Genomic DNA, 15,292 nt, shown 5'->3' with positions numbered 1-15,292 from the left:
GTTGGGAGATGGATTCCCGCCTGCGCGGGAATGACGGAAAAAAGAGCGTCATTCTTGAACCGCCTCTTGCGCGATCAGCATGTTCTTCTCAAGCCCCGTGATGCGGGTGGATACGATCGAGGACGGCACTTGCGCGGTCGTAAAGCGCACCGGGGCGAAATTTTCGGCATGGCCGGATAGCCCGCTGCGCTCGACCAGCACCGACTGGTGGGTGCCGACCAGGCTCTCCAGCCAGTCGGCGCGCCGGGTTTCGCAGGCGGCGCGCAGCCGGGCGGCGCGGGCCTTGATGGTCGCGCGGTCCACTTGCGGCATCCGCGCGGCGGGCGTGCCGGTGCGCGGCGAATAGGGGAAGATATGGCCGTGGACGATGCGGCAATCGGCGATCAGCGCCAGGCTGCGCGCGAACATCGCCTCATCCTCGGTCGGGAAACCGGCGATGATATCTGCGCCGATGCTGATGTCCGGGCGCGCGCTGGCGAGGCGTTCGACGATGCGGACGGCGTCGGCGCTGCTGTGGCGGCGCTTCATGCGTTTCAGGATCATGTCGTCGCCCGCCTGCAGGGACAGGTGCAGATGGGGCATCATCCGGGGTTCGTGAGCGATCAGGTCGAACAGCCGATCGTCAATCTCCACGCTGTCGATGGAGGATAGGCGCAGGCGGGGCAGGTCTGGCACGCCGTTCAGGATTCGCTCGACGAGCAGGCCGAGCGACGGGCTGCCGGGCAGGTCGGGACCATAGCTGGTGACGTCCACCCCGGTGAGCACGATTTCCTTGTAACCCGCCGCGACCAGTTCCCTGGCCTTGTCGATCACGGCCCCGGCTGGGACGGAGCGGCTGTTCCCCCGGCCATAGGGGATGATGCAGAAGGTGCAGCGATGGTCGCAGCCATTTTGCACCTCCAGGAAAGCGCGGGCATGATCGGCAAAGGCGCTGGCCATATGCGGCGCAGTGTCGCGCACGCCCATGATGTCGGCGACGCGGACTTTCTCCTGGGTTATCCCGGCGAACGCCGGGTTTCCGCTGTCTTCCTTTCTCTCTGTCCTCTGCGCCTCTGCGCGCAAAATATTTTGTTCGCGCAGAGGCGCAGAGGACAGAGAGAAAGAATGGTCCGGCTGTCGCCGGGGGTCTGGGAGATAGGAAGCCGCCTCCATTTTCTCGCGATTGCCAATGACCGCATCGACTTCGGGCATCGCAGCGAAGGTCTCCGGCTCGGTTTGTGCGGCGCAGCCGGTGACCATGATCCGCGCGTCGGGCCGGTCGCGGCGGGCGCGGCGGATCGCCTGCCGTGTCTGGCGCACGGCTTCGGCGGTGACGGCGCAGCTGTTGATGACGATCAGATCGTCCTGATCCGCCGCCATGTCACGGATCGCCTCACTCTCGGCAATGTTGAGGCGGCAGCCCATGGTGATGATGTCGGGGCCGGGCATTACTTAAAAACGCGACCAGTCGGCCTCGCCATCGAACACATGGGTGGCGGGGCCGGTCATGCGGATCGTGCCGCCCGGTGCCCAGTCGATGATGAGATCGCCACCGGGCAGGCTGACGGTCACGGGACCGCTGACCAGCTTGCGGCGGACGGCGGCAACGGCAGTGGCGCAGGCGCCGGTGCCGCAGGCGCGGGTGAGGCCAGCGCCGCGTTCCCACACGATCAGGCGGATATGATTGTCGCCCACAATCTGCGCGAAGTTGACGTTGACGCGGGCGGGGAAGAGCGGGTCCGTCTCGATAATCGGGCCAAGCCGGGCGGTGTCCACGGCGTCCAGATCATCGACGAAGAAGATCACATGCGGGTTGCCGACATTGACGGCGGCGGGTGGGGGCAGATCTTCCCAGCTCGCACCCATGGTCAGCGTGTCCATGGCGTAGGCCAGCGGGATCGCGTCCCACTCGAAGCGCGGCGCGCCCATATCGACGCTGGCCCCGCCATCGACCGCCTTGGCGTCCAGCAGGCCCGCCTGCGTGCGGATCAGCACGTCGCGGCCCACGAACAGCGGCACGCAGCGCGTGGCATTGCCGCACGCCTCGACCTCGCTGCCGTCGGCGTTGAAAATCTGCATCGACACGTCTGCGTCGGGCGCATTGCCGATCAGGATCAGCTGGTCGCAGCCTATCCCGGCATGACGATCGGCAATGGCGCGGGCGCGGCTTTCCGTCATCTCGACCGCGTGCGCGCGCGCGTCGATGACGACAAAATCATTGCCCAGGCCATGCATTTTGGAAAAGCGTCCCATGATGGGGCGCATGTAATGTGGGGGAAGGGAAAAGGCGAGTCGCTACTTTGGCGCGACCCTGAATCCTACTCGGAAGGGCTGTATAATCGGGAGCGGATTGCCTGCATCGTCTTTCATGTCCGACGTGTAGAGCGCCTTAGCTTGGGTACATGCGACCTTAACAAGCGCGGCAGAGTTTTTGTATGTAGGATTGGATTGGCAAAAGGCGATATGGCCCGTTGTGTCAGTCCTTGTGAGGATGGACACTGCCTCTTCCTCCATGCCGCCGGGGAGCTGTTGCACCTCAATGATCATGTCAGGTTCAATTACTGTAGGCGACTTGGGTAATGGTCTACCGATACCTTTGCCCGGAAGTCGCCACGTCAAAGTCCCGTTGTAAAGGTCGTAGAGCGGGCTGCCATTTTCATCACGGGCAGATTTGAACTTGGTCCTTACCAACATAATAGGACAGGTCCGCTGATCCAGATCGGGGAAGCCACTGGACTTCGTCACGAAACAGCGGGTCACTTTCCCATCCGGGGCAACGAGCATGGAAAAGCCGACCGGGCCTTCCTCGCGGCGCTTTACTGAACCTGCCGGGTAGTCGAAGTCGCTGAGCCAACTACCGGCAGACGTCGCTGGCATGGCGCGCGTTAGCGCAGCGCCTGCCAATGCAACCAATATCAAACTCATCTGTTTGCCCCCGCCGCCGTCGCCCGCTTCTGCCCATAGAGGAAATACACCACCAGCCCCACGGCATTCCAGCCCAGGCAGGCCAATATCGTCTGCATCGGCAGGCTGATGAACAGATAGGCGCAGCCGCCCATCGCGCCTAGGCCTACGAACCAGGCGGCAGGCGTGCGGAAGGGGCGGCGCATGTCGGGGAGGCGGCGGCGCAGCACCAGCAGGCACAGGCCCACCGAGGTGAAGGCGATCAGCGTGCCGGCGTTCGCCAGCGCCGCGATCTCGTCGATCGGCAGCAGCCCGGCGATGATCGCGACCAATATGGCGGTGACCAGCGTGATCCGTGCAGGCGTGCCGCGCTTGGAGATTTTCGCCAGGCTCTGGGGCAGGAAGCCGTCGCGTGCCATGACCAGGAAGATGCGGCTCTGGCCATAGAGGAAGCCCAGCAGCACGGTGGGCAGGGCGATGACGGCGGCGATGGCGACGATCCGCGCCACTTCTCCCCGGCCCATTTCGCGCAGGATCAGCGCCAGCGGCTCCGGGCTGTCGGCAAAGCGGGTGAAGGGCATCGCGCCGATCGCGGCGGCGGCGACAAGCACATAGATGAGCGTGCAGACGACCAGCGATCCGACGATGCCGATGGCAAGGTCGCGCTCCGGGTTCTTGGCTTCCTCCGCCGCGGTCGAGATGGCGTCAAAACCGTAAAAGGCGAAGAAGATGATGGCGGCGGCCGCCATGACGCCGCGTTCGACCCCATCGGCACCCATATGCTTGGCAAAGCCGAAGGGCATGAACGGCTCCAGATTCTGCGCGTCGAAGGCGGGCAGGGCGACCCAGACGAACAGGCTCAATGTCGCGATCTTGATCAGCACGAGAATGGTGTTGAGCCGCGCGCTTTCATGGGTGCCGAGCATCAGCAGGCCAGCGACCACGGCGATGATGAAGATGGCGGGCAGGTTGATGAGGCCGCCCAGTTCCGGCCCTTGCGTCAGCGTTTCGGGAAAGCCGATCGCGGTCAGCAATGGCGCGGCATAGCCCGACCAGCCGACCGCGACGGTCGATACGACCAGGCTATATTCCAGGATCAGGCTCCACCCCACTATCCAGGCAATGCCTTCCCCCAGCACCACATAGGAGTAGCTATAGGCGCTACCTGCGGCGGGCATCATGGTGGACAATTCGGCATAGGCCAGCGCGGCGCAGGCGCAGATCGCGCCTGCTATCGCAAAGGACAGGAGGACGGCAGGTCCGGCCCGGTCCGCGCCGACGCCGATCAGCGTCAATATGCCCGTGCCGACGATCGCGCCGACGCCCAGCGCCAGCAGATGTGGCCAGGACAAGGTGCGCGCCATGCGATGCTGGTCGCCGCTCGGCGTCATCGCCTCCATCGGCTTGCGGCGTGTCCAGCTCATGATCGTCGGCTCCCCTTGATTGCCGCGCTACCATGCCGAAAGCGGCGGGGCTGGCAAGGGTAGAGATTGACGAGTGATGTTTTTGCATATACATAAACATCAGTGAACATTGAGTTCGATCCTGCGAAAGACAAGATCAACCGGGGCAAGCACCATGTGCCGCTTGCCTTTGGTGTAGAGGTTTTCTTCGATGCCGAGATGCTGATCGTTCCAACCATCAGGATCGAGGATGAAGAGCAGCGATACAAGGCGATCGGACTGATTGATGGCAGGCTATGGACCGTCATCTATGTGATGCGGGAATATAGGCATCGCTTCATTTCGGTAAGGAAGAGCAATGGAACTGAACAAAGACTATATAGTGGGGCTGCCCGCTGATCCTGACGATCCTGAGGATCGCGACGTCAGTGTCGCGGCGATCGAGCAGGCATTGGCAGAGCGGGAAGAACGTCGCCGCCTTGGTGGTCGTCCGACAGGCTCGAACAAGGAGCAGGTCGCGCTGCGCATAGACAAGGATGTGCTAGCACGCTTCCGCGCGACCGGTCCGGGATGGCAGACGCGGATTAACGCGATACTCCGGGCGGCCAAGCTGTAGCTTTGCTTGCGCGACGGCGGGCTTTCCGCTAGGGGCGCGTCTGCAATCGGGCGGTTTGCCGTTCGGTCCCTGACATATCCATTGAGCGCGCACCCTGCAAAGGGACAAGCATCAGGCGCTTTGTATGGACGCTGGTTGGCGAGGTTTCGCCCACCGGCGATTTTGTCGTTTGATGGGAATGCAAGGATTTTCAGGCCATTGGGCCAATTGAGGTGATGATGTTCGATTCGCTGAGCGATCGTCTGGGTGGGGTATTCGACAAGCTGCGGGGGCGTGGTGCGCTCACGGAGGACGATGTCCGCGCCGCGATGCGCGAGGTGCGAATCGCGCTGCTCGAAGCCGACGTCGCCCTCTCGGTCGTGCGTCAGTTCGTCGATCAGGCGACCGAGCGCGCGGTCGGCAGCGATGTTCTGCGATCGGTCACGCCGGGGCAGATGGTCGTCAAGATCGTTTCCGACACGCTCACCGAAACATTGGGGTCCGATACGTCGGACCTGATGATCGACGTCACCCCGCCCGCCGTCATCATGATGGTCGGGCTGCAGGGGTCGGGCAAGACGACCACGACCGCCAAGATCGCCAAGCGGCTGAAGGAAAAAGACCGCAAGAAGGTGCTGATGGCGTCGCTCGACGTCCAGCGTCCGGCCGCGCAGGAACAGCTCGCCGTGCTCGGCACTCAGTGCGATGTCGCGACCCTGCCGATCATTGCCGGGCAACAGCCGGTCGATATCGCCCGCCGCGCGCTCCAGTCGGCCAAGCTCCAGGGCTTCGACGTGGTGATGCTCGATACCGCAGGCCGTCTGCATGTCGATCAGGCGCTGATGGACGAGATGAAGGCAGTGGCCGATGTCGCCACGCCTGCCGAAATCCTGCTGGTGGTCGACTCGCTGACCGGTCAGGACGCAGTCAATGTCGCGCAGAGCTTCACGGCGCAGGTGCCGCTGACTGGCGTGGTGCTGACCCGCATGGACGGCGATGCGCGCGGCGGTGCGGCGCTGTCGATGCGGGCGGTCACGGGTCGCCCGATCAAATTTGCTGGCACGGGCGAGAAACTCGACGCGATCGAGGTGTTCCATCCGCAGCGCGTGGCGCAGCGCATATTGGGCATGGGCGATGTCGTGTCGCTGGTCGAGCGTGCCGCCGAGAGCATCGACGCGGACGAGGCCGACAAGCTGGCCAAGAAAATGGCCAAGGGTCAGTTCGACATGAACGACCTGCGCGCGCAGCTGGGTCAGATGCGCCGCATGGGCGGGCTGGGCGCGCTGGCGGGGATGATCCCTGGCCTGAAAAAAGCGCAGGCGGCGATGGCCAATAGCGGCGCGAACGACAAGACGCTGATCCATCTCGACGCGATGATCGGATCGATGACGCCCAAGGAGCGGGAACGCCCGGCGCTCATCAATGCCAAGCGCAAGATCCGCATCGCCAAAGGCTCCGGCACCACGGTGCAGGAAGTCAACCGGCTCCTGAAAATGCATCAGGAAATGGAAGGCGCGATGAAGAAGATCCGCAAGATGGGTGGTCTGAAAGGGCTGGCCAAGATGTTCACCGGTGGTGGCATGGGCGGACTGGGTGGTCCCGATGGCGGGGCCGGTGGCCCGCCCGACCTCTCGGCGCTGGGTGGCCTTGGCGGACTGGGCGGTAACATGCCCAAGCTGCCGCCCGGCTTTCAGAATTTCATGAAGAAGTAGCCCGTCATTCCGGCGGATGCCGGAATCCAGTGTCGGATGGGAATGACCAGCCGCTCTGGATGCCGGATCAAGTCCGGCATGACGATTAATATAAGTATATTCGTAGTTTACGTCAGAAAGGTAAGTTCCATGGCAACGTCCATTCGTCTCTCGCGCGGTGGTTCCAAGAAGCGCCCCTATTATCGCATCGTCGTGGCCGACAGCCGCGCGCCGCGTGATGGCAAGTTCATCGAGCGCATCGGCAGCTACAACCCCGTCCTGCCCAAGGGCGACGAAAAGCGCGTCGTTCTGGACGTGGAACGCGCGAAGCATTGGGTTGCCGCCGGCGCCCAGCCGACCGATCGCGTTGCCCGTTTCCTCGACGCCGCTGGCGTGAAGGAGCGGATCGTGCGCAACAACCCGAACAAGGGTGTGCCGGGCCAGAAGGCCAAGGATCGCGCCGAAGATCGTGCGACCAAGCTGGCCGAGGCCGAAGAAGCCCGCATCGCTGCCGAGGAAGCCGCCAAAGCTCCCGTCGAAGCGCCTGCCGCTGAAGAGGCACCTGCTGCCGAAGCGCCTGCTGAAGAAGCGGCTGCCGAACAGGCCGAAGGCTGATCCTCTTGACCGACAAGCCCGTCACTCTCGCCGCGATCATCGGTGCGCATGGGGTGGCGGGCGAAGTCCGCCTGAAACTGTTTGGCGAAGGGGTCGAAAGCCTCAAAGCCTATGGCAGTTTCGATGCGGGCGGGCGCAAGTTGACGTTGAAGTCGCTGCGCCCCGGTTCCAATGGTGCGGTCGCGCGCTTCGCCGAAATTGGCGATCGCAGCGCGGCCGAAGCCATGCGCAGCACGGCACTGACCGTCCCGCGCTCCGCCCTGCCGCCACTGGGCGAGGGCGAATATTATCATGCCGACGTCATCGGTCTGCTTTGCCTGTCGAGCGACGGCGAAGCGCTGGGCGAGATCATCGCCATAGAGAATTTCGGCGCTGGCGACATTATCGAGGTCCAGCGGCCGTCCATGGACGGCAAGCCCGGCAAACGCTTCATGGCACCCATGCACGCGGTCACGCTGGACGCGGAGCGGGCGGTGATTGACGCGGCGTTCGTGGAGTAGTATATACTTTCCGTATATACGGAGGTCCGCGATGAGCGAAGAGTATAAGGCCAAGATTTTCAAGTCGGGCAACAGCCTGGCCTTGCGCCTGCCCAAGGCTCTTGGCCTCAAGGAAGGGGCGGAAATGACCCTGCGCGAGGATCATGGCCGCTTCACGTTCGAGCCGGCTCAGAATGATCGCAAGATCGACGTCAGCAAATTCGCGGGCAAGGCGCCGTGGCTGGAACCTCTGCCGCGCGAGGATTTCGATGATTCCCCCCGCGATTGGCACCTGCTGGGTCGTGATGCGTCCGGGGCATGATGCGGCTGCTGGATACCAATAGCTGCATCTATGTCTTTACCGGCATCTATCCGTCTCTGATTGCCAGAATGGCGGAGCAGGCGGCGGGCAGCCTGTTCATATCGTCAATCACCTATGCCGAACTGGCCTATGGCACGGTGCGGGGCAAACCGCCGCCACCAGAAGCGCTGGCGGCCTTTGTGGGGGAGATTGCTATTCTTCCCTTCGATGAGGCGGCGGCGCAGGCCTATGCGGCGCTTCCCTTTAGGCGCGGTAGTTTCGACCGTCTGATCGCGGCCCACGCCCTGTCGCTGGATGCGGCGCTGGTAACCCGCAACGAAGCCGACTTTGCCGATATCCCCGGTTTGCACGTCGAGGACTGGACGCGCTGACGCTTGCCGCCCGCCGGGAACTGGACGATGCCGCCTCCATCGCCTAAGCGGCAATCATGGCTCAGATCCTTACCGCTCTCTATCTCCTTGCGATGCTGGCCGCTGGCTGGCGGCTGTTCGGGCTTGGCTGGTCGCGTCGCGTCAAGGCCGCTGCGGCGGTGGCGCTGGTCTGCCCGGTGCCGCTGCTGGTGCTGCTGCCCGGCCTGATCCACCCGGAGCGGCCCTTTGCCGACCTGCTGCGTGCCATCGGGCTGGCGCTGCTCGCCTGTGGTGCCTTGTGCCTTGCGGGCGGTGTGTCGGCGGCCTGGCTGCGTGCGCGGCGGCGATGAGCTTTGCCGCGCAGATATTGACGCTCTACCCGGAGATGTTTCCGGGGCCGCTGGGCGTATCGCTGGCGGGGCGCGCTCTGGCGGAGGGGCGCTGGTCCTGCGCGCCGATCCAGATGCGCGATTTCGCCACCGACAAGCATCGCACCGTCGACGATACACCCGCAGGCGGCGGCGCGGGCATGGTGCTCCGCGCCGACATATTGGCGCGGGCGGTCGACCATGCGCTGGAACAGCGGCCGGACCTGCCCGTCATCGCCATGACCCCGCGCGGCGCGCCGATCAGCCAAGGCCGCATCCGCGCACTGGCGGACGGTCCTGGTGCGACGATATTATGCGGGCGATTCGAGGGGTTTGACGAGCGGATTTTCGACGCCCGGCCGATCGAGCAGGTCAGCATGGGCGACATCATCCTGTCGGGCGGGGAAATGGGCGCTTTGATGCTGCTGGATGCTTGCGTCCGGCTGCTTCCCGGTGTAATGGGCGCGGCTTCCAGCGGGGTGGAGGAGTCCTTTGAAACAGGGCTGCTCGAATATCCGCATTATACCCGACCGGTCGAATGGGAGGGGCGCACGATCCCGCAAGTGTTGCGATCGGGGGATCATGCGAAGATCGCTGCCTGGCGGAAAAGCCAAGCAGAGGTCGATACACGGTCACGGCGGCCGGACCTTTGGGAACGTCACATCGGCGTTCGGGTCCAGTCGCCCTCTGGCGCGCAACGCGACTTGAAGGACTGACGTTTCATGAACATCCTCCAGCAGATCGAGGCGGAAAGCATTGCCGCCCTCGCCAAGGACATTCCCGATTTCCGCCCCGGCGACACGCTGCGCGTCGGCGTGAAGGTGGTCGAAGGCGAACGCAGCCGCGTCCAGAATTACGAAGGCGTGTGCATCGCGCGTTCGAACAAGGGCATGGGCAGCAACTTCACCGTCCGCAAGATTTCGTTCGGCGAAGGCGTGGAGCGCGTATTCCCGCTCTATTCGCCCAACCTCGATTCGATCGTCGTCGTCCGCCGTGGCGTCGTGCGTCGTGCGAAGCTCTATTATCTGCGCGGCCGCACCGGCAAGCGCGCGCGCATCGCCGAACGCCGCGACGTGCGCACCGAGGGTTGATCGCAAAAATCAATTCTTGACAGTTGTAAAAAAGAAACAGGCGGTGGTCCCATGGACTGCCGCCTTTTTCTATATGTTACAAAGATTTGACGGGTGAGCGGGCAGCATATCCTGCCGCGCCTGCGAAAGGATTCGCACGCCCGTAAAAAAGGGCCATTTCTCCCATAGTGGATTTGTGCCAGCCTAACGTTTCCATATGTTGCTGAATGATGTTGCACTGAAACCTGCGGTTTCGGGCCGGGTGACCTGCAACCTTGTTCAGCCAAGAAAAGTCGGGAAGCGGAAGGGGATGTCGAAAAGGCCTCTGTAAAAGAGACATTTGGGGGCTTTTTTGATGAAATATCAGGGACTGATTTCGCGCAGCGCCATTGCCGTTGCGTTGCTCTATTCGATGCCCGTTCTGGCGCAGGATGCCGCGCCGCAAGCTGCTGCGGCTGACGCGCCGGGCCAGACCATCATCGTCACCGGTACGCGCCGCACCGACCGCACGGTTGCGGAATCGCCGACGCCGATTGACGTCTATTCCGGCGTCGAACTGCAAAAGCAGGGCACGGCGGACATGAACCAGGTCATCCAGAATCTGGTCCCTTCCTTCTCCGTCGCCCGCTACGCCATTGGCGACGGCTCCTCCTTCGTCCGCCCGCCCAACCTGCGCGGCCTGGCCCCTGACCAGACGCTGGTGCTGATCAACGGCAAGCGGATGCATCGATCCGCGCTGGTCCAGATTGGCGCCAATGCGCAATCGGCCGGCGCCCATTCGGCTGACCTTGCGCAAATACCCGCCATTGCGATCCGCGCGGTTGAAGTGCTGCGCGACGGCGCATCGGCGCAATATGGTTCCGACGCGATCGCGGGGGTCATCAACATGACCCTGCGCGACGATACCGACGGTTTTTCCGGCTATGCCCGCTACGGCCAATATTATCGCGGCGATGGTGAGGATTATCAGCTTGCGCTCAACGGCGGGTTCAAGCTGGGCGACAGCGGCTTCATCAACATCAGCGGCGAATATGTGAATGCGGGCAAGACCAGCCGCGGCGTGACCCGTGCGGGCGCGCATCTGCTGGCGCAGGAGCAGCCGACCATCGGCGTGCCCAAGCTGGCGCAGCGCTACGGCAATCCGGCGATGGAATCCTACCGCTTCTTCGTCAATGGCGGCTTTGATCTGGGCGAAAGCTCCATCTACTTCTTCGGCAATTATGGCCACAGCTTCCAGGAAGAAAGCTTCAACTATCGCCAGTCGGTCAATACGTCGGGCGTGGACATTGAAGGCAACAGCTTTGGCAAGAACGGCATTTTCAACGACTATTTCACGGATTTCGACAATACGTTGCCGGGTATCCAGTCGGGCGCTGCGGGTGGTAATGTCTATGCACCCAACAATTATGAAGTCACCACGCGTGACTATACCAAGGTCGCAACCTGTTCCGACCCGCTGGTTCAGAACTGGAGCTGCGTCTATCCCGGCGGCTTCACGCCGATTTTCTTCGGCAAGATCGACGATATTTCCGGCACTGTGGGCTATAAGGGCAAATTCGGTTTCGGCCTGAATTATGACATTTCGGGCAGCTACGGCCAGTCGACCCTGCGCTACACGATGAACGGCACGATGAACCCGTCTTTGGGCATCACGTCACCGACTGAATTTTACCTCGGCAAGCTGGAACAGCGTGAAACCCTGTTCAACGCGGACTTCAGCTATCCCTGGGAAGTCGGTTTCGCCAGCCCGGTCACGATCGCCTTTGGCGGCCAATATTTCCGCGAAGCCTATGAACTGGGTCTGGGCGACCAGCCATCCTGGGCGATCGGTCAATATACCGGCAATCTGGTTTTCCATCAGGACGGCACCCCGGTCCTGAATGCGGACGGCACCCAATTGTCGGTCGCGTTGCCGGTCGGGGCCAATGGCTTCCCCGGTTACGGCCCGGCGATTGCGGGCGAAAGCGACCGCAATTCCAAGGGGCTGTACATCGATATTGAAGGCGATATCACCGAACAGCTCTCCTTCGGTATTGCGGGCCGTTACGAACATCTGTCGGACTTTGGCAATTCGACCACCGGCAAATTCTCGGCCCGCTATGCCGTGGTGCCGGACGTCGTGGCGCTGCGCGGCACGGTGGCGACCGGCTTCCGTGCGCCAACGCCAGGGCAGGTCAACAGCAGCAGCATCGCGACCGGCTTCAACCCTGGCAATCCCAATGCGATCGAATCGATGACGCTGCCGGTCACCAGCCCGGTTGCCGCCTTCCTGGGCGCGACGCCACTGAAGCCCGAAGAGTCGGTCAGCTTCTCGCTGGGCACCGTGTTCACGCCCGCACCCGGCTTCACCCTGTCGGTCGACTATTACAACATCAAGGTGAAGGACCGTATCGGCACGTCCGGCACATTTGAAATCGCCGATGCGCAGCGGCCGACGCTCCAGTCGCTGGGCCTTGCCAACTATGCGACCGTCAACGAAGTGCAGTTCCTGACCAACGCCTTTGATACCCGTACCCAGGGTGTCGACGTTGTCGGCAGCTATCGTTTCTCAACCGATACGATGGGCAGTTTCAACACGACGCTGGCGTTCAACTACAACAAGACCAAGGTCATCGCGCGCGATCCGGCGATCGTGTCGGACGTCCGTGTCGCCCAGCTGGAAAAGACCCTGCCCAAGACGCGCGTCATCCTGACCGAAAACTGGAACAGCGGTCCCTTCTCCGTGCTGGCACGCATGAACTGGTACGGCAAATATACCCAGACGGATGACGGCCCGGTCTCGCAGACCTTCGGCAGCGAATTCGTGTTCGACTTCGAAACCAGCTATGAAGTGAACGACAATTTCACGCTGAGCGTTGGCGTGCAAAACCTGTTCAGCAATTATCCCGACAAATATTCGAACACCAAGGGGACGTTGGGCCCGGTCTATGCCTCGACCGGGGGACGCTTCACGGGTGACATCTACCCCGACGTGTCGCCTTTCGGCTTCAACGGTGGCTTCTGGTACGGCAAGGTCGGCTTCAAATTCTGATCCGATCCTGACAGGTGCAGGCCGGTCCCTTGTGGGGCCGGCCTTTGCCGTTTCAAAAGATGCGATGATGACCCGCACCCTGACCCACCGCCTCGCCACCGCGGCCGACGAACCCATGCTTGCCGCGTTGATGCGGCAGGCGATCGACCGGTTGCAATCGGCTTTCCTGACGCCCGATCAGGTGCGGGCCAGCCATGCCTTTATGGGGCTGGACAGCCGCCTGATCGCCGACGGCACCTATTTTGTGGTGGAGGAGGGCAATGCCATCGCGGGCTGTGGCGGCTGGAGCCGCAGGGCGACCGCCTATGGCGGCAATCACAGTGCCGGGCGCGATGACCGGCTGCTTGATCCGGCGACGGAGGCCGGCAAGGTCCGGGCTATGTACACCCACCCCGATCATGTCCGCAAAGGCGTGGGCACGCTCATCCTCTCGCTCTGTCAGGCGGCGGCGCGGGCGGAGGGTTTTGCCGCGCTGGAACTGTCCGCGACGATGGCAGGCGCGCCGCTCTACCGCAGCTTCGGCTTTGTCGACGTGCGTCCGTTCGAAGATAGCGGCGTGCCGATGATCCTGATGCGCAAGGCGCTGGACTGAACGACGGCGGCCTCAGTGATATTGCACCAGCACGTTGAAACTGCCGCGATAGGTGCCAACCGCCTGGTTGGCGCGGACCTGCAACGTGCCGAAAATCTGGAACACCGCTTCGCCCCCGTTCAGGCGGATGAAGGAATGGGACCGGCTGAGGCTGGCCGCTATCCGGTTGCCCGCTGCATTGGTCAGGTCCACTGACGACCGGTCGAGATCAATCTCTACCCGTTCGTTTGGCCGCCCGGAGATGGTAAAGGAGGCCGCGCTGGCGCTGCCCATGCAGACCAGCCCGTTGCTGCACGTACGGCTATTGTCGGCGCGGACCCGCACGACGCCTGGCTGACCAGGCACCGCCAATTGCCCGAAATTGAGATCGCTGGTCTTGGTGACGCGCAGGCCGCCCAATATGGTCGCGCTGGACCCGCCAGTCGCTGGCGCAGCGCTTGCCGTCGGCGCGTTGGCCAAGGTCAGCATCATGCTGGCGGCAAAGACAAGGCGTCGGATCGTCATCCGACCGGCTTTGCCACGACATGGTAAAGCCGGGATTAACGCTGTTTGTCAGCGATCGGGCAAGCTGTGCTGGCGGCTGGTCCACCACAGCCCGCCAAGGCTGATGAGCGCCGCCAGCGACATATAGAGGCCGACCAGCCCGACACCCTGTGCGCCGATCAGCCAGGTGGCGACGATCGGGGCTAGCGCGCCGCCGATGATGCCGCCCAGATTGAAGGCGAAGGATGCGCCGGTATAGCGCAGCTGGATCGGGAAGAGGGCGGGCAGATAGGCGCCCAGCGGCCCGTAGATGAAGCCCATCATGAAGAGGGCGAGGCTGAGCGCCACGAAGATCGGCAGCAGCGCGCCGGTGCCGATCATCGGGCCAAAGACAAGTCCCATCACGACCGTGCCGACGCAGCCCCAGGCAAGCGCGGTGGTGGGGCTGGTGCGGTCGGCCCACCATCCGGCCAGGATGATGCTGGCCGCCATGAACAGGATCGCGCCCAGCTGGATGGCAAGGAAGATTTCCCGGTCGATTTTCAGCGCGGTGGTGCCGTAGCCCAGCGCAAAGGCGGTGGCGATATAATAGACCGCAAAGCAGGCGGCGCAGGCGAAGGTGCCGGCGATCGCCGCGCCCAGATGGGAGGAGAGCAGGGTGGCGAGCGGCACGGCGGGCGGCGGCGTTTCTTTCTGGGCGGCGGCAAATTCGGGGGTTTCGGTGAGCTTCAGGCGAACCCACAGCCCCAATATCACCAGCACCGCGCTGCCCAGGAAGGGGAGCCGCCAGCCCCAGGCCAGAAAATCCTCTTCGGTCAGCAGCGCGCCCAATATCAGGAACAGGCCATTGGCGGCGATGAAGCCGACGGGTGCGCCCAGTTGCGGGAACATGCCAAAGCGCGCGCGCCAGCCGGGCGGGGCGTTCTCCACCGCCAGCAGCGCTGCGCCGCCCCATTCGCCGCCCAGCCCGAAACCCTGGCCAAAGCGCAGCAAGCACAGGATCAGCGGCGCCCAATAGCCGATCATCGCATAGGTCGGCAGGAATCCGATCAGCAGGGTGCAGCCACCCATCAGCATCAGCGACGCGACCAGCGTCGCCTTGCGCCCGACGCGATCGCCATAATGGCCGAACACCGCAGCGCCCACGGGCCGCGCGAAGAAGGCAAGGGCCAGGCTGCCATAGGAGGCCATCAGTTGCGCAGTGGGCGAGGAGGAGGGGAAGAAGAGCGAGGGGAAGATCAGGCTGGCGGCGGTCGCGTAGATGTAGAAGTCGTAAAACTCCACCGCCGTCCCGACCAGACTGGCGGTCAGCACGCGCTTGTGCCGCCACATTTCGCCGATGCCGCTCATGTTCGTCATCTCTTGTTCCCTGATCAATCCAAATGCCGTCATTCCAGCGCAGGCTGGAAT

General features: G+C 63.2%; 18 protein-coding genes. 12 read left to right on the top strand and 6 right to left on the bottom strand.

Features of this window, described 5'->3' with window-relative positions; genetic code table 11:
* Nucleotides 1–48: 48 nt before the first annotated feature.
* From mtaB to ACODR8_RS01440, 4 genes are read right to left on the bottom strand one after another with little or no spacing between them, the layout of a single operon-like run.
* Nucleotides 49–1,428, bottom strand: coding sequence for a tRNA (N(6)-L-threonylcarbamoyladenosine(37)-C(2))-methylthiotransferase MtaB (gene mtaB, locus ACODR8_RS01455; RefSeq protein WP_489005651.1), 1,380 nt, complete (start codon nucleotides 1,426–1,428; stop codon nucleotides 49–51).
* Between the two features lie 3 nt (nucleotides 1,429–1,431).
* Entirely contained in the window at nucleotides 1,432–2,232 is an 801-nt protein-coding gene (gene dapF / locus ACODR8_RS01450; protein ID WP_489005650.1) for a diaminopimelate epimerase, read from the bottom strand.
* Nucleotides 2,233–2,274: 42 nt separating this feature from the next.
* Entirely contained in the window at nucleotides 2,275–2,904 is a 630-nt protein-coding gene (locus tag ACODR8_RS01445) for a TonB family protein (RefSeq protein ID WP_489005649.1), read from the bottom strand.
* A complete protein-coding gene (locus ACODR8_RS01440) occupies nucleotides 2,901–4,307 on the bottom strand; it encodes an amino acid permease (RefSeq protein ID WP_294135912.1) in 1,407 nt (468 codons plus the stop codon). The genes ACODR8_RS01445 and ACODR8_RS01440 overlap by 4 nt, the downstream gene beginning before the upstream one ends.
* A 102-nt stretch (nucleotides 4,308–4,409) precedes the next feature.
* Between ACODR8_RS01440 and ACODR8_RS01435 the strand changes: the two genes are divergently transcribed.
* The 12 genes from ACODR8_RS01435 (at nucleotide 4,410) to ACODR8_RS01380 (ending at nucleotide 13,399) form a co-directional block, all read left to right on the top strand.
* Nucleotides 4,410–4,685, top strand: coding sequence for a BrnT family toxin (locus tag ACODR8_RS01435; protein WP_489005648.1), 276 nt, complete (start codon nucleotides 4,410–4,412; stop codon nucleotides 4,683–4,685).
* The gene (locus ACODR8_RS01430; RefSeq protein WP_489005647.1) at nucleotides 4,645–4,902 is read left to right on the top strand and encodes a BrnA antitoxin family protein; all 258 of its coding nucleotides are present in this window, start codon (nucleotides 4,645–4,647) and stop codon (nucleotides 4,900–4,902) included. The genes ACODR8_RS01435 and ACODR8_RS01430 overlap by 41 nt, the downstream gene beginning before the upstream one ends.
* A gap of 215 nt (nucleotides 4,903–5,117) precedes the next feature.
* The gene (gene ffh / locus ACODR8_RS01425; RefSeq protein ID WP_489005646.1) at nucleotides 5,118–6,593 is read left to right on the top strand and encodes a signal recognition particle protein; all 1,476 of its coding nucleotides are present in this window, start codon (nucleotides 5,118–5,120) and stop codon (nucleotides 6,591–6,593) included.
* Between the two features lie 129 nt (nucleotides 6,594–6,722).
* A complete protein-coding gene (rpsP, locus tag ACODR8_RS01420) occupies nucleotides 6,723–7,187 on the top strand; it encodes a 30S ribosomal protein S16 (RefSeq protein ID WP_489005645.1) in 465 nt (154 codons plus the stop codon).
* A 5-nt stretch (nucleotides 7,188–7,192) separates the two neighbouring features.
* Nucleotides 7,193–7,687, top strand: coding sequence for a ribosome maturation factor RimM (gene rimM / locus ACODR8_RS01415; RefSeq protein WP_489005644.1), 495 nt, complete (start codon nucleotides 7,193–7,195; stop codon nucleotides 7,685–7,687).
* A gap of 31 nt (nucleotides 7,688–7,718) precedes the next feature.
* Complete coding sequence (locus tag ACODR8_RS01410) at nucleotides 7,719–7,988, top strand: AbrB/MazE/SpoVT family DNA-binding domain-containing protein (protein WP_294135900.1); 270 nt, start codon at nucleotides 7,719–7,721, stop codon at nucleotides 7,986–7,988.
* Complete coding sequence (locus tag ACODR8_RS01405) at nucleotides 7,985–8,359, top strand: type II toxin-antitoxin system VapC family toxin (protein WP_489005643.1); 375 nt, start codon at nucleotides 7,985–7,987, stop codon at nucleotides 8,357–8,359. The genes ACODR8_RS01410 and ACODR8_RS01405 overlap by 4 nt, the downstream gene beginning before the upstream one ends.
* A gap of 56 nt (nucleotides 8,360–8,415) precedes the next feature.
* Nucleotides 8,416–8,688, top strand: a complete 273-nt coding sequence (locus ACODR8_RS01400) for a hypothetical protein (RefSeq protein WP_489005642.1) — start codon at nucleotides 8,416–8,418, stop codon at nucleotides 8,686–8,688.
* The gene (gene trmD / locus ACODR8_RS01395; RefSeq protein WP_489005641.1) at nucleotides 8,685–9,422 is read left to right on the top strand and encodes a tRNA (guanosine(37)-N1)-methyltransferase TrmD; all 738 of its coding nucleotides are present in this window, start codon (nucleotides 8,685–8,687) and stop codon (nucleotides 9,420–9,422) included. Before ACODR8_RS01400 ends, trmD begins: the two co-directional genes overlap by 4 nt.
* A gap of 6 nt (nucleotides 9,423–9,428) precedes the next feature.
* The gene (gene rplS, locus ACODR8_RS01390) at nucleotides 9,429–9,797 is read left to right on the top strand and encodes a 50S ribosomal protein L19 (RefSeq protein WP_217673508.1); all 369 of its coding nucleotides are present in this window, start codon (nucleotides 9,429–9,431) and stop codon (nucleotides 9,795–9,797) included.
* A 334-nt stretch (nucleotides 9,798–10,131) separates the two neighbouring features.
* Nucleotides 10,132–12,807, top strand: a complete 2,676-nt coding sequence (locus ACODR8_RS01385; RefSeq protein WP_489005640.1) for a TonB-dependent receptor plug domain-containing protein — start codon at nucleotides 10,132–10,134, stop codon at nucleotides 12,805–12,807.
* 64 nt (nucleotides 12,808–12,871) lie between these two features.
* Entirely contained in the window at nucleotides 12,872–13,399 is a 528-nt protein-coding gene (locus ACODR8_RS01380) for a GNAT family N-acetyltransferase (protein WP_489005639.1), read from the top strand.
* Between the two features lie 12 nt (nucleotides 13,400–13,411).
* Here ACODR8_RS01380 and ACODR8_RS01375 read toward each other — a convergent pair whose 3' ends face one another.
* Together ACODR8_RS01375 and ACODR8_RS01370 are read right to left on the bottom strand one after the other, a co-directional pair.
* Nucleotides 13,412–13,903, bottom strand: a complete 492-nt coding sequence (locus ACODR8_RS01375) for a DUF4402 domain-containing protein (protein WP_489005638.1) — start codon at nucleotides 13,901–13,903, stop codon at nucleotides 13,412–13,414.
* A 48-nt stretch (nucleotides 13,904–13,951) separates the two neighbouring features.
* On the bottom strand, nucleotides 13,952–15,232 hold the full coding sequence (locus ACODR8_RS01370) for an MFS transporter (protein WP_489005828.1): 1,281 nt from the start codon (nucleotides 15,230–15,232) through the stop codon (nucleotides 13,952–13,954).
* Between the last annotated feature and the right edge of the window lie 60 nt (nucleotides 15,233–15,292).

The organism is Sphingobium sp. FG58, from assembly GCF_057809055.1.
Note: the sequence above shows the minus strand (reverse complement) of the source record. Positions and strands in the feature narration are given on the sequence as shown.

Coding starts and splice junctions, on each gene's coding strand:
- mtaB (WP_489005651.1), bottom strand. CDS start 1,428: ATGCCCGGCCCCGACATCATCACCATGGGCTGCCGCCTCAACATTGCC.
- dapF (WP_489005650.1), bottom strand. CDS start 2,232: ATGGGACGCTTTTCCAAAATGCATGGCCTGGGCAATGATTTTGTCGTC.
- ACODR8_RS01445 (WP_489005649.1), bottom strand. CDS start 2,904: ATGAGTTTGATATTGGTTGCATTGGCAGGCGCTGCGCTAACGCGCGCC.
- ACODR8_RS01440 (WP_294135912.1), bottom strand. CDS start 4,307: ATGAGCTGGACACGCCGCAAGCCGATGGAGGCGATGACGCCGAGCGGC.
- ACODR8_RS01430 (WP_489005647.1), top strand. CDS start 4,645: ATGGAACTGAACAAAGACTATATAGTGGGGCTGCCCGCTGATCCTGAC.
- ffh (WP_489005646.1), top strand. CDS start 5,118: ATGATGTTCGATTCGCTGAGCGATCGTCTGGGTGGGGTATTCGACAAG.
- rpsP (WP_489005645.1), top strand. CDS start 6,723: ATGGCAACGTCCATTCGTCTCTCGCGCGGTGGTTCCAAGAAGCGCCCC.
- ACODR8_RS01410 (WP_294135900.1), top strand. CDS start 7,719: ATGAGCGAAGAGTATAAGGCCAAGATTTTCAAGTCGGGCAACAGCCTG.
- ACODR8_RS01405 (WP_489005643.1), top strand. CDS start 7,985: ATGATGCGGCTGCTGGATACCAATAGCTGCATCTATGTCTTTACCGGC.
- ACODR8_RS01400 (WP_489005642.1), top strand. CDS start 8,416: ATGGCTCAGATCCTTACCGCTCTCTATCTCCTTGCGATGCTGGCCGCT.
- trmD (WP_489005641.1), top strand. CDS start 8,685: ATGAGCTTTGCCGCGCAGATATTGACGCTCTACCCGGAGATGTTTCCG.
- rplS (WP_217673508.1), top strand. CDS start 9,429: ATGAACATCCTCCAGCAGATCGAGGCGGAAAGCATTGCCGCCCTCGCC.
- ACODR8_RS01385 (WP_489005640.1), top strand. CDS start 10,132: ATGAAATATCAGGGACTGATTTCGCGCAGCGCCATTGCCGTTGCGTTG.
- ACODR8_RS01380 (WP_489005639.1), top strand. CDS start 12,872: ATGATGACCCGCACCCTGACCCACCGCCTCGCCACCGCGGCCGACGAA.
- ACODR8_RS01375 (WP_489005638.1), bottom strand. CDS start 13,903: ATGACGATCCGACGCCTTGTCTTTGCCGCCAGCATGATGCTGACCTTG.
- ACODR8_RS01370 (WP_489005828.1), bottom strand. CDS start 15,232: ATGAGCGGCATCGGCGAAATGTGGCGGCACAAGCGCGTGCTGACCGCC.